A 13,428-nucleotide genomic window follows, 5' to 3' on the forward strand; every position below is an offset into this window, starting at 1 on the left:
TTAGGATGTCCTTGAGCAGATCGCTCGATCTTCCTGCATTGGGACGAGTTGATACTCTCGCTCAGGAATTGGCCTTGTTGAAAAACGAGGGAAAAAGAAGAATAGCTTTTCTAGGGAGCAGGCATGTGCCTGTTGTATCTATCCATATAGTCGAATTAATTGCACGGTCTTTGGCTCAAGAGGGTCATTCGATAATTACTTCAGGTTCTCAAGGCGTAAATGCTGCAGTAATTAGAGCGGTTCTAGATGTTAATCCCTCTCTCTTAACTGTTTTATTGCCTCAGTCTCTTGATAGGCAAACTGCAGAGGTCAAGGATATTCTTGGTAGCGTTCTACATCTAATAGAGAAAGAAGACAATAATGATTTACCTTTGCCAATGGCAAGTAGTCTTTGCAATCAAGAAATTATTAACAGATGTGATCAATTGATTTGTTTCGCATTCCATGACAGTGAAACATTATTGAGTAGTTGCCATAGTGCTGAAGATATGGGAAAGGTTGTGAGTTTGATGTTTTTTGATTAATTTCAATCAGAGACAACTATTTGCTTCTGGATATTTTTAATTTACGAAATATCTCATAAGTATATTTCGTAAGCAATTTGGCTTTTTTTTCATAAAATGATGGAAACAAATGGAAATTTTCATGCCTTCTTCTTATTCTTTTGATGTGGTTTCAGAATTTGATCAGCAGGAATTAGTAAATGCTATTGATCAATTGAGGAGAGAAGTCGATCAAAGGTATGATCTTAAAGACTCGAAGACAAAAATTGATATTAAAGAAGATGAATTATCTATTGTCTCTCTAAGTGATATGACAATCGAGGCTGTAAAAGATATTTTATTACAGAAAGCTACTAAAAGAAATTTATCATTAAAGATATTTGATTTTCAAAAAATTGAAATTATAGGAGGAAATATGGTAATGCAAATTGTTAAATTAAAGAAAGGCTTGCCTCAAGAAATCTCAAAGAAATTAAGTAAGTTAGTTCGAGACAACATGAAGAAAGTAACTGTATCAATACAAGGAGATAGCTTGAGGATTACAGGTAAAAATAAAGATGATTTGCAATCTGCAATTAATTTAATAAAGAAGCAGGAAGATGATTTAGAAATAGCTCTACAATTTCAAAATTATAGATAGTAAATTAATAATTAAAAACTTTATTACTAAGATTTTTTGTTATGGAGCAATTAATAGAAAGACTTTCTGAAAAAGCAGTTGTTTTATCTGGAAAGTCAAAAAAAGAATTAGAAAGAACATGTTGGATGATTGTCCATGAGCATAAGCATGGGGTGATGCCAACAGAATATGATATTAGGGAGATTGATGAAGAACTTTATCTGAAGGTTTTAAAAACAGCTAGAGATATGGCTTAGGTAAAGAAGAGAGATGCTTTTTATTTATTAAAATGACAATTTGGCTGATTCAAAAATAAATTTATTATCTTTTCTATCTAACAATTTTCGCAATACTTGCTAAATCAACATAAAATTATCTTTAGAGAATCTTTTTTATGACAACTCCATTTCGTAATGTGACTCCGAATGGACCAGGTGGAACAACAACTCTTCTACTCGTCCTTTCATTTACCGGATTTTTACTTCTTACTCAAGCCTTTTTCGTTGTTCCTGCTGGACAAGTTTCAGTTGTCACAACATTAGGAAAAGTAAGTGGTGGCTCACGTAAACCTGGCTTGAATTTCAAAGTACCTTTTGTTCAAAATACTTATCCTTTTAATGTTCAAACCCAAGTTAGACCTGAAAAGTTTGATTCATTAACCAAAGATCTACAAGTCATTTCTGCCACGGCCACTGTTAAATATGCTCTAAAGCCTAATGAGGCTGGAAGAGTCTTTAAAACTATCTCTTATAACGATAGAGAGATTTATAACAGAATTATTCAACCATCATTACTTAAAGCACTCAAGTCTGTTTTTTCAAAGTATGAGTTGGTAACAATAGCAAGTTCCTGGAGTGATATTTCTGAGTTGGTTGAGCAAACAGTAGCTGATGAACTTAATAAGTTTGACTATGTTGATGTTCAATCACTTGATTTGACTGGTTTGACTATCGCTGATGAATATCGAGCAGCTATCGAACAAAAACAGATTGCTGAGCAGCAGTTATTGAGAGCTCAAACTGAAGTTAAAATAGCAGAGCAAGAAGCTCTTAGATACGATACATTAAATAAAAGTCTCGATGATCAAGTTCTTTTCAAATTGTTTTTAGATAAATGGAATGGCGAGACACAAGTTGTTCCTTCATTGCCAGGAAATAGTTCAGGAAATGTTCCTGTAATTGTTAGAGGAAAAAATTAATTAGACTTGAAAATTGACTATATAAAATCCAATTTATTAATTTAAATTGGATTTTTTTTATTAGATTTCAGAGAAACTTTCTTGAAAAGCTTTTATTGTCGAATTTATATCATCTTCAGAATGTGCAAGTGATGTAAAACCCGCTTCGAATGCACTTGGAGCTAAATAAACACCTTTTTGAAGCATCAGTCTATGCAATTTACTAAACCGATTTGTATCAGCAGATTTAGCTTCTTCAAAGTTTCTAACTGGTCCTTCACAGAGATAAAAACCGAACATTGCGCTAATGCTTTGACCATAAATGGCAATATTTGCTTCTTTAGCAGCTGTAATGACTCCATCGACAAGCTTTTTCGTAAGAGCTTCTAATTTTTCATAGGTACCTTCTTGCTTAAGAAGTTCAAGAGTTTTAATTCCGGCTGTCATAGCAAGAGGATTACCGCTCAATGTACCAGCTTGATACATAGGGCCAGAAGGCGAAACCATTGACATGATTTCTTTGCGACCGCCATAGGCCCCGACTGGAAGTCCTCCCCCAATCACCTTCCCCATAGTGGTTAAATCAGGAGTTACTCCAAAACGCTCTTGCGCGCCTCCAAAGCTGATCCGAAAACCTGTCATTACTTCATCAAAAACTAAAAGAGCACCGTTCTCCTGGGTTACCTCTCTCAATCCCTCTAGAAATCCTGGTTCAGGTGTAATGAAGCCTGCATTTCCAACAACTGGCTCAAGAATGACTCCAGAAATGGCATCTGGGTTTTCAGCAAAAAGCTCTTTTACAGCTTCAAGATCGTTATAAGGAGCAGTAAGCGTATTGGCGGTTGTACTTCTTGGAACACCTGGTGAGTCTGGTAGGCCGAGTGTTGCTACTCCTGAGCCTGCTTTCACCAAAAACATATCTGCATGCCCGTGATAGCAACCCTCGAACTTGATAACTTTGTCCCTACCAGTAAAGGCTCTCATTAAACGAAGAACAGCCATACAGGCTTCAGTACCGCTATTAACAAAGCGAACCATCTCGACGCTTGGTACGGCATCTATGACCATTTCAGCAAGCTTGTTCTCGAGCACACATGGTGCTCCGAAGCTCGTACCTTTTTCAAGTGTTTCTTGAAGAGCGGAAATTACCTCTGGGTGAGCATGCCCACAAATCGCGGGTCCCCAGCTACCTACATAGTCGATGTATCTGTTTCCATCAACATCCCAGGCATAAGGACCCTTCACTCGATCAAAAACGATTGGATCCCCTTCAACAGATTTGAAAGCTCTTACAGGTGAACTGACTCCACCAGGCATTAAATTTTTGGCAGAGCCAAAAATTTCTTCAGATCTTTTTGTGTTCAACGCGTCTGTCACAGCACCTCAGCGAATGAGCTAATAAACACAGTCAGCCATAATGGCCTAAAAGTGACTGATTCGTCTAAATTTTTGAATCTGTTCAGCATCTGGTTATTTTTTTTTAATCTTTAATAGGACCATCTCGATAAATGAGTCTAATCCTAAAAACAAGTGGCTGACTGACTTTATTGGTGATGATGCCACCCGAATTTAATATTTTTTGGCTGATTGTAAATATTTGATTTGTTAATTCTGTGATGATTTGAAAATAGAAAAAAACCAAATTTTTAAAAGAAAAATTCATTTTCATCATCTGAAGGAGGCCAGCTAATGTCGACAACTACAGGCGCGTGGTCACTTGGTTTTTCTCTAGATCTTTGCTCTTTGTCGATCCAACAACTATTGGCACAACAAAGAATATCTTCTGTTAAGTAAATATGATCTATTCGCCAACCCTTGTCTCTTTCCCAGGCTGAATGGCGATAATCCCACCAAGACCAATTTTTATCACCTGGTTCAAAAATTCTAAAAACATCTTCTAATTTCTCTCCTAAAGCATCTCTAAGTAATTTTCTTTCTTTTGAAGAAGCCATAATTGATTCTTTATAGTTGTTTGGTGTATGTATATCTCTATCTTCAGGGGCAATATTAAAGTCTCCTAATAAACATATAGGTGGATGATTTGAATTGATTTCTCTTAGATAAAACTGTAGACATTCTAGCCATTTTTCTTTATAAAAAAACTTATCTGAATTTATAGATGATCCATTTGGAACATAAACATTTATAATTCTAATGTCATTAATTTCAGCACTTATAATTCTTTTTTGCTCATTTAATATAGCTAAATCTTTATGGTCCTTGATTACTTCATTAAAACCAATCTTGATATTATTAATTGGGAATCGACTTATTATTGCTACTCCATTGTAAGACTTTTGCCCAGAGATTGAAACCTCATAACCAAGGTTTGAAAAAATTTCAATTGGAAAAAACTTATCTTCTGTTTTTGTCTCTTGTAAGCAAAGAATGTCAATCTTGTTAGTGACGAGCCATTCTTTGACATGATCTATTCTTGAACGAATAGAATTGACATTCCAGGTTGCAACAAGCAAGACTTAAAAATTTATTACTTAAGTTATTATTATGTAAATTCAGACGAAAGTTTAGTTTTGAGCCAAACTGCACGTTTTATTAATGGTCAATTACTGTTGGCTTTCACTTGTTTAGCACCAATTTTAGTTACGGCAGGGCAAGTTTTTTCTTCTACTTCAAGAACAATAAGAATTTCAGAACTAAAAAATTATTCAATTGATGAGAAAAAAGACATTTACAGTACTTTTGATACAGAAGATCAAATTGATCAAGGTTTACCAATAGATCCATTCGATTTGATGAACCGTCTTAAGCAAGCAGGAGCGATGGATAATGCTACAACACCATCAGATGCACTCGATGAAGCTATCAATGCATTGGATCAGTCAGAGTTTGAAAATGTCCCAAATGAATAAATCACAATACTATTTTAAGATTTTGGTAAATTTAAGATTGGTCACTCATGGCCTATTTATTAAATAGATGCAGAACCATCCAATCCCCTCGGTAACTGATCCATTGCAATACCGGGCAATTGGATTAGTTAGAGGCATTTACAAACCCCAAGATGATGACATCTTTACTCGTGGAGCTCTAATTGATTCTAAAGGTAATGAAATAGATTCAGTTGTGCTTGGTAGAGTCATAACTTTGATTCGTAACTACGTTTCTCTAGAAAAACCTCACCTCTGGGTCGTATATCCAAGATGTAGGAATAATCAAAATCTTCATTTACAAATCACAGGGATTTGGGAACCTAGTACCTTGAAAAAAGATGATGTGGAGAGCAAAGGATTGAATGAAGCTTCAAGTCTCAATGTTGATTCTGATGATCTATTGGAAGGTGATGATTATTTTTCAATAAGAGGAGAATTGATTTTTACTAAGCCAGAAGAAAAGGAGGTAGTGATAAAAATTCGTCAAAAGCCAAGAAATCAGCAAAAGAAAGCTTTACCTTTTAAAGTAAATCTTAAAGGTGAAGTTCCTATTAATTACTTAAAACATTTTATTAGTCTTGATGTTCGTCGTGTTGACTATCAACTTTTGGTTGAGGATTTTAAAATAATAGGCCCTCTTTCTCAACAACAAATAAAAAATAAAAGTAGAAAAATCTTAAGAAATAAAAATTAGCCTTATTAAAAAAAACTTATATCAATGTATTCTAGTTATAAAACTGATTGTAAATTTACTTATAAATGAAATCTATTTTTATTGATTGTAGCCTTGGTATATCTGGAGATATGCTCGCATCAGCATTATTTGATTTAGGTGTTCCAAAATATATTTTCTTGGATAATTTAGTAAGTTTAAATATAGATAAAAATTATAACTTCAAATTCAATGTGGGAGATAGTGAAGGTATCAAAGGAATTGTCTGTACAAAAACTGAAATTCAATTTAAGGAATTATATAAAAGTCTTAATGATATAAAAAACTTGCTTCTCGGCTCAAACCTTAATGATTATGTGAAGAAAAAGTCTATTAGGGTTTTTGAAATTCTTGCAGAAGCAGAAGCAATTGTTCATGGGAATCAAATTTCAGACGTTCATTTTCATGAAGTAGGTTCAATTGATTCCATACTTGATGTTGTTAATGTTTGCTCTGCTATAGATTTTTTAAAGCCACACAAGATTTATTTTTCAAATCCACCTTCCGGGAAAGGAATCGTATCGACTTCACATGGCCCTCTGCCTGTCCCAGTACCTACAGTTCTAGAGATAGCAAGGCAAAAAAAAATCCCATTAACGTTGCTTGATGATATATATTTTGGTGAAATAACGACCCCAACTGGAATCGCATTGATAGCAACTTTTATAGATAATTTTGATAAACCGGATAAAATAAAAATTGAAAAAATTGGTGTAGGATTAGGAACTAAAAATATTTGTCGACCTAATTTTTTACGAGTTCTGCTAATAGATGATTATTATATTGAAAATAAAAAACCTTCATATGAAACTATAATTTCTCAGGAGGCCTGGATTGATGATTCCACACCTGAAGATGTTGCGGTTTTAATCGAAAGGTTAAGGTCTGCAGGTGCTATAGATGTTATTTGTTATTCGGTCGACATGAAAAAAAATAGAAAAGGTATATGTATACAAGCTATTGTCTACCCTAAGTATAAAAATTTACTTAGGGAAGTTTGGTTTAATTATAGTACTACAATTGGAATAAGAGAAAATAACATTAGCCGCTGGATACTTCCAAGAAGAACAGTGAGTCATGAAACTACTTTTGGGACAGTTAATATTAAACAAGTGATAAGACCGAATGGACAGATTTCAATAAAAATAGAACATAAAGACTTGACTCGAATAACATTAAATACAGGAATTCCAATAGAAGAGATACGTCAGAAATTAATCATAGAATTATCAGGATTTTATGAATTAGATGAGTGGTCTTTTTGACACTTAATGTTAATATGATTCAAATTATAAGAAATAATATTGTTTTAGTAATGATCTCTAAAATCAATATTAAACTTTTGATAACATTAATTTGTTTTGCATTTCTTGGTACTTCAATATATGGAAATCTTGAGTCTTTATCTAATCAGACAATTGGTAGGCAACAGATCTTATGGTTATTAGGAGCTGTTTTAATTAGTTTTTTAAGTATAATTATTAACGCATATGCATGGAAACTTCTAATAAATAACATTGGTTGTAATACTAATAAGTTGAATATAATAAAAATATTTTTGGCTTCAAATATATATAAATATTTACCTGGAGGGATATGGCATTTTGTATCTAGATTTAATACTTTGCGATTGGAATTATCAACTGAAAAATCAATAGAATCTATTTTATTGGAACCATTGTTAATGCTGGTTGCAGGTCTAATTTTTATACCTTTTGCGAGTTATAATATATTAATCTTTATATTTTGCTGGTCATCTACTTTATTCTTTTTGCCAGTATTTAGACAATTTTTAATTAAAAAATTGTCTGCAATGAAGGCAAATTTTTTAATTAAGATTGATCAACCTAAAGATAGAGAATTAGCTAAAAATAATCAGAATATTTCAATAAGGATGTTTTATCCCTATAAACCATTATTTGTAGAAATTATATTTGTTTTATCTCGCTTTCTGGGTTTTTTATGTTGTATGAATGCATTTTCTATTGGGTCATTAATTTCTCAGGGTCAATTAATATCTACCTTTTCTTTAGCATGGATAATTGGCCTTATAGTACCTGCAGCACCAGGGGGTTTAGGTGTCTTTGAATCTGTGATTCTATATAGCCTTGGTTCCCATTTACCAGAAGCACCTCTCTTGGCTTCATTGCTTTTCTATCGTCTTGTTTCAACAATCTCTGATATCTTAGCAGCTTTAATTTATCCAGTAAAAAAATTATTTAAAGTTTAAATTCTATGTTAATTACTTCTGTTATTTAAGCTTGGTATTAAGGCCATAGAGGCTATTAACCCCAGACAAATTATTATCAATGAAGGTAAGATAGATTCTGCTACTCTTTCATCTCCTGCATATTGGAATATTCGTACTGAAAGTGTATCAAAATCAAATGGTCTTAATATAAAAGTTAGTGGTAATTCCTTTATTGTGTCAACAAAAACCAGAAGTGCACCTACCAACATAGGCCCTCTAAGAAGTGGTAGATGTATTTTGAAAAGGACCTCTGACCAGCTCTTCCCAAGATTTATGGCTGCATTATCTATATTTGGTGAAACCCTCTCAAGGCCAGCATCAAGTGCACCTTTTGAAACAGCTAGGAATCGAATGGTATACCCCCAGATTAGTAAGCTTAATATGTTTATTTGCCAGATACTTCCTTTAAAGGAAAGAAGAGCAAGGGCTAAAACAGATCCAGGAATTGCATAGCCAATACTGGATAAGAAGGTAAATATATTGAGCCATTGATGATTTTGCCATCTCTTGGAAATTGATAAAACCAATGATATAAATATCGTTATTAATGAAACAACTAAAGCTAAGCCAAAGCTTCTAATAGTTAATCCAATTAAATCTGTATTGAAGCCTTGATTCATCTGATCAATATTTATTATTGCCCAAGTAATTGGAATACCCAATGTAAGAATTGGAGGAGTAATGGTTATAACTTGAGCAAAGAATAGATTAATACCTTTTAACTCCCATTTTGGTGAGCCTCCACTACTTATCCCGTCTGTCCATCGTTTACTTCTTTCTCTTGATTTGCGTTCAATTGCAACTAATAAAAAAACTAAAATCAGAGCAAATAAGGCAAGAGCAATGGCACCTGAAGGCTCCCCCTCCTCTACCCAACTCTCAAGTATTCCAGCAGAAATACTTGGAATATTTAAAAGTTGAACGGCACCTAATTCATTTATGATTTCCATTGCCATTAAAGCTAACCCAGCAGTAATTGAGGGAATTGCTATTGGCAGAGAAATTCTAAAAAAACTTTTCCAAGGACCTATCCCAAGAGTTCTGCATGCCTCAATTTGCTTTCTACCACCTTTCTCAAAACTTTCTGAACTTAGTAGAAATACATATGGATAGGTTGTGAATGCCATTATTACTACACCCCACAACATACCGGTTATTCTGATGGAATTTATGCTACCGAGGTCAATGAATGTAGCTGCTAAAAGATACGCTGGAGTTGCGAAAGGAATTAGTTGGCAAACCCTAAGAACTTTTCTCCCTTTGAAATGGCAATTGGCTAAAATCCAACCATTAGCTACTCCTAAAAATCCTCCTAAAGTTAGAGAAAGAATTAATAATAATACTGTTCCTTTTATTTCATTAATATTGTTTATCGTCAAATAGATAGACCCTTTTTGAATACCGTATAAACCCTCTCTTACGAGTGTAAATAACGGCCATAAAATAAAAAATGTTAATAAAATTACTAAGAACTTTAATATGTGCCGACTATTATTCAATCTGATTAGATGATAGGAAAATTTAATATTTTTCTCTTCTTTGTAGGCTTTTTTAGTGGGTTTGATGTTCTTCAATTTATTCTTAAAAGTTTGTATTTTATGATTATTTGTCAATACATTCATTTAATTGAGAGAGTATTTTCTCTTTATCTAATTCTTTCCCAATAAAGACAAGTTGATTATTTTTAACTTCTCCCCATTCACTATCTTCAATAGAAATTCTTTTACCAGCAAGGTGAAAGACATGTCTTCTTTCACTTTCCTTGAACCAAAGGATACCCTTTGCTCTGAAAACATTACTTTTTAATTGATTATCTAAAAAATGTTGGAATTTCCTAAGAGAGAAAGCTTCTTTAGTATGAAAAGAAACAGAAAGAAAATCTTCAATTTTATTATCTTCTTCTGAGTGAATATGTTCATGTTCATGTTCATGTTCATTTTTATGTTCATTAGAGTGATAATGAGCTGATTCTTTTTGATTTATCAGATCAATTTCAAATAGACCTACGCTTAATAATAAATTAAGAGGAATATTCCCTTTAATACTTTTTAAAACTCTCACATCATTTTTTATTTCTTTTAACTTTTCTATGGTTTCTTCTATGTTTTTATTAGTAACTAAATCACATTTATTTAGAAGTATTATATCACTATAGATTACTTGAGCCCTTCCTATTGAACTTTCTAAGGCAACATCATTAAAATTCTCAGCATCAATTAAAGTTATAATAGAGTCTAATCTTATTTGATCTCTTAACTCACTTCCAAGTAATGTCATTACGACTGGAAGAGGATCAGCTAATCCTGTAGTTTCAATAATAATATAGTCTAACTTCTTGTTGACAGTAATTAATTTTTCTATTGCTTCTACTAACTCACCATTTATAGAACAACAAATACATCCATTACTTAGCTCTATCATTTCTTCTTTAGTCTTAATTATTAACTCATTATCAATTCCTATTTCACCAAATTCGTTAACCAATACAGCTGTCTTTATACCTTTCTGATTAGTAAGGATATGATTTAATAAAGTTGTTTTTCCTGATCCTAAAAATCCTGATATAATTGTAATAGGAATATTAGTTTTGGAAACTATATTTTCTTTAATATTAGATTCATTTGTGTTCATTTTAATGGAAGTAAGTAATGATACATTAGGTATTGATTAATTTATCAATAGACTCAGCAAGCTTGATGTCGTTAGTAGTAATTCCACCTTTGTCATGAGTAGTTAGATTGATCTTAACTTTATTATATGTATTCTGCCAATCAGGATGATGACCCATTTTTTCTGATAAAAGAGCAACCTTACTCATAAAGCCAAAAGCATCAATGAAATTATCAAATTTAAATTCTCTCTTTATCGTTTTATTATCTATTAACCAAGAAGGATTCTTTTCTATAAAATAATCTAGTTGATGTTGTTCTAATAAGGAAGTCATGAGTTTTTTATATTTAATTTTAATTTAAATCAAAATCACCAATTGCATGCAATTGTAATGACCTTGATTTATTTGACGTCCTATGTTCCCATATGTAAATTCCTTGCCATAAGCCTATTTTTAATGCACCATCAGAAACACTGAAGCTTAAATTATTTGAAGTAAGCATTGTTCTTATATGAGCAGGCATATCGTCTAAACCTTCTTGTGAATGAAGATATTCTATTTTTCCACTACTTCTGTCAATAGGATATAATCCCTTCTCTGGGACAATAGCTTTCATGTATGCTGATAGGTCTTTTAGAACATTAATATCCGCATTTTCATTTATAATTAAACTACAGCTTGTATGCTTTAGAAAAATAAGAAGTATTCCTTTTTGAAACTTTTTATATTGGATCCAATCATTAATGTCTTTTGTAATATCAGTAAAACCTTCACCCCTCGTCTCAAAATTTAAAGTAGATAAAATCTGTTCCATTGCTAATAAACTGTTTGACCTGACTACACTAAATACTAACAGGCTTGTTCCTTTTCTATTAAGTTAAACTATTTTGAATCCGATCATATAAAAAAAGATATAATTTTTTTTTTTTTTAAATAATGAATAATTTAATTAAGAACTTATAATTTAAATTATTTTAAATTGATCAAATATGAATCTATTTTCATCAATTTGATATTAGAATTAAACAAATATCAAATGGAATACGTTGTCAAAGTCTGCTTGGCAGCTTTTGGGTGATTACCTAAAAGATACGCAGTTGTTGGGATCTATACAAAGCACTCTCTACTGGGATCAAAATACATCTATGCCTATTGCTGGTTCTACTTGGAGAGGTGAGCAATTAAGTCTTTTAGCTAAGCAACTTCATGCAAGACAAAGTTCTGAACAGTTCGAAATTTTAATAAAAGAAGCAAAATCTGAACTTCAAAATTTAAAAGAGAAAGACGATTTTGGATCAGAACTTATGACAGATAGGTTTAAGAATATTGAGTTGCTTGAGCAAGATTTCAATAGACAAAAAAGATTGGATCCTAAATTGGTTGTTGAGCTTGCAACAGCAAAGTCTGAAGGTTATATGTGTTGGCAGGAAGCTAGGAAAAATAATGACTTCAAAAGTTTTACTCCAGCTCTCAAGAAATTAATTTCACTACGAACAGAACAATCCAATCAGCTCTGTGAACAAAGAAGTTGCTGGGAGACACTTGCTCAGCCTTTTGAACCGAACTTAACGATTAATCGTGTAAGCGAACTATTTGAACCTTTAAAAAAAAGATTGCCAGAATTGATTCGGAAGGCTGCGACAATAACTAATAAAAAGAGTAAAAAATGGGATTTAGCAAATAACGATCAAGAAAAGCTCTGTCAAATACTTTTAAATGATTGGTCTAGGGATCCTTCTAATACAGCTATAGCTAAGTCCCCTCATCCATTTTCAATAACTTTAGGTCCGGATGATTATCGAATTACGACTCGAATAGTTAAAGGTCAGCCACTTTCTTGCTTATTAGCTACTGCCCATGAGTGGGGACATTCTCTGTATGAACAAGGCTTGCCTTCTGAAAGTCACCAATGGTTTGCATGGCCATTAGGTCAAGCAACTTCTATGGCTGTTCATGAGAGTCAATCTCTATTTTGGGAAAATAGAATTGCTAGGAGCTTTTCATTTGCAAAGTCTTTTTGGCATCATTTTGAGAATGCAGGTGCTCCAATTCATTCTGGAAATGATTTATGGATCAATCTAAATCCATTTACTCCCGGGTTGAATCGAGTAGAGGCTGATGAACTTAGTTATGGCTTGCACATAATGATTAGGACTGACTTGGAAATTGATCTTCTAGAGAGAGGGCTTTCTGTAGAAGATCTGCCTAATGAATGGAATAAAAGGTATTTGGACCTTCTAGGTGTTTCGCCAGAAAATGATACTGAAGGATGTTTGCAAGATGTTCACTGGAGTGAGGGGATGTTTGGTTATTTCCCTTCTTATTTGCTTGGTCATCTTATTAGCGCTCAGTTAACAAAAACTCTTGAAGAAGATTTAGGAAAAATTGAAAATATTATTGAAGCGAATGAAATCAGTAAAATATTGGGGTGGCTTCGCAAAAATGTTCATCATCATGGGAGAAGTTTGGATTCAGAGGAACTTGTAAAGAAGGTCTCTGGAGCAACATTATCACCAAATTATTTTCTTGAATACTTAGACAATAAACTTGAAAAGCTTTCTCGAATCTCTAATTAAAATATACATTTATTAGGATAAAAACTACGTAAAGCATATTTTTTGTTGAAATTTTTCTAAATTATTTACAAGAACTTCATTTGCATTT

At 32.8% G+C, this 13,428-nt stretch carries 15 protein-coding genes; 9 read left to right on the top strand and 6 right to left on the bottom strand.

Translation table 11 applies throughout. The features are described from left to right. Positions 1-5: 5 nt before the first annotated feature. From O5633_RS11230 to O5633_RS11245, 4 genes are all read left to right on the top strand, one after another. Positions 6-524: a DNA recombination-mediator protein A gene (locus tag O5633_RS11230; protein WP_269609823.1), complete on the top strand. Its 519-nt coding sequence runs from the start codon at positions 6-8 to the stop codon at positions 522-524. Positions 525-645: 121 nt separating this feature from the next. Then, positions 646-1,143, top strand: a complete 498-nt coding sequence (locus O5633_RS11235; RefSeq protein ID WP_269609825.1) for a YajQ family cyclic di-GMP-binding protein — start codon at positions 646-648, stop codon at positions 1,141-1,143. 41 nt (positions 1,144-1,184) lie between these two features. Next, on the top strand, positions 1,185-1,379 hold the full coding sequence (locus tag O5633_RS11240) for a hypothetical protein (RefSeq protein WP_269609826.1): 195 nt from the start codon (positions 1,185-1,187) through the stop codon (positions 1,377-1,379). A gap of 137 nt (positions 1,380-1,516) precedes the next feature. Beyond that, the gene (locus O5633_RS11245) at positions 1,517-2,320 is read left to right on the top strand and encodes a prohibitin family protein (RefSeq protein WP_269609827.1); all 804 of its coding nucleotides are present in this window, start codon (positions 1,517-1,519) and stop codon (positions 2,318-2,320) included. 60 nt (positions 2,321-2,380) lie between these two features. On the opposite strand, the gene hemL is transcribed toward O5633_RS11245, so the two are convergent. Then, positions 2,381-3,676, bottom strand: a complete 1,296-nt coding sequence (gene hemL / locus O5633_RS11250; RefSeq protein WP_269609828.1) for a glutamate-1-semialdehyde 2,1-aminomutase — start codon at positions 3,674-3,676, stop codon at positions 2,381-2,383. Positions 3,677-3,945: 269 nt separating this feature from the next. Further along, on the bottom strand, positions 3,946-4,773 hold the full coding sequence (xth, locus tag O5633_RS11255; RefSeq protein WP_269609829.1) for an exodeoxyribonuclease III: 828 nt from the start codon (positions 4,771-4,773) through the stop codon (positions 3,946-3,948). Positions 4,774-4,830: 57 nt separating this feature from the next. Between xth and O5633_RS11260 the strand changes: the two genes are divergently transcribed. The 4 genes from O5633_RS11260 to O5633_RS11275 all read left to right on the top strand — a co-directional run bounded on the left by O5633_RS11260 (position 4,831) and on the right by O5633_RS11275 (position 8,132). Next, positions 4,831-5,169, top strand: a complete 339-nt coding sequence (locus tag O5633_RS11260; protein ID WP_269609831.1) for a hypothetical protein — start codon at positions 4,831-4,833, stop codon at positions 5,167-5,169. A 67-nt stretch (positions 5,170-5,236) separates the two neighbouring features. Beyond that, on the top strand, positions 5,237-5,884 hold the full coding sequence (locus tag O5633_RS11265; protein WP_269609833.1) for a hypothetical protein: 648 nt from the start codon (positions 5,237-5,239) through the stop codon (positions 5,882-5,884). Positions 5,885-5,949: 65 nt separating this feature from the next. Beyond that, positions 5,950-7,167: a nickel pincer cofactor biosynthesis protein LarC gene (gene larC / locus O5633_RS11270; protein ID WP_269609834.1), complete on the top strand. Its 1,218-nt coding sequence runs from the start codon at positions 5,950-5,952 to the stop codon at positions 7,165-7,167. Positions 7,168-7,217: 50 nt separating this feature from the next. After that, positions 7,218-8,132 (top strand): lysylphosphatidylglycerol synthase transmembrane domain-containing protein, encoded by a 915-nt coding sequence (locus O5633_RS11275; RefSeq protein WP_269609836.1) that lies wholly within the window; start codon positions 7,218-7,220, stop codon positions 8,130-8,132. Positions 8,133-8,140: 8 nt separating this feature from the next. On the opposite strand, the gene O5633_RS11280 is transcribed toward O5633_RS11275, so the two are convergent. The 4 genes from O5633_RS11280 to O5633_RS11295 are packed head-to-tail and all read right to left on the bottom strand — an operon-like array spanning position 8,141 to position 11,578. Next, on the bottom strand, positions 8,141-9,775 hold the full coding sequence (locus O5633_RS11280) for an ABC transporter permease (RefSeq protein WP_420063617.1): 1,635 nt from the start codon (positions 9,773-9,775) through the stop codon (positions 8,141-8,143). Then, entirely contained in the window at positions 9,756-10,784 is a 1,029-nt protein-coding gene (locus O5633_RS11285) for a CobW family GTP-binding protein (RefSeq protein ID WP_269609840.1), read from the bottom strand. The genes O5633_RS11280 and O5633_RS11285 overlap by 20 nt, the downstream gene beginning before the upstream one ends. A gap of 25 nt (positions 10,785-10,809) precedes the next feature. After that, positions 10,810-11,097, bottom strand: a complete 288-nt coding sequence (locus O5633_RS11290; protein WP_269609842.1) for a 4a-hydroxytetrahydrobiopterin dehydratase — start codon at positions 11,095-11,097, stop codon at positions 10,810-10,812. A 19-nt stretch (positions 11,098-11,116) separates the two neighbouring features. Continuing rightward, positions 11,117-11,578, bottom strand: coding sequence for a secondary thiamine-phosphate synthase enzyme YjbQ (locus O5633_RS11295; protein ID WP_269609843.1), 462 nt, complete (start codon positions 11,576-11,578; stop codon positions 11,117-11,119). A 232-nt stretch (positions 11,579-11,810) separates the two neighbouring features. Between O5633_RS11295 and O5633_RS11300 the strand changes: the two genes are divergently transcribed. Further along, positions 11,811-13,340: a carboxypeptidase M32 gene (locus O5633_RS11300; RefSeq protein ID WP_269609846.1), complete on the top strand. Its 1,530-nt coding sequence runs from the start codon at positions 11,811-11,813 to the stop codon at positions 13,338-13,340. The last annotated feature ends 88 nt before the right edge of the window (positions 13,341-13,428 follow it).

Source organism: Prochlorococcus marinus str. MIT 1013 (assembly GCF_027359395.1).
GTDB classification, from domain to species: domain Bacteria; phylum Cyanobacteriota; class Cyanobacteriia; order PCC-6307; family Cyanobiaceae; genus Prochlorococcus_B; species Prochlorococcus_B marinus_E.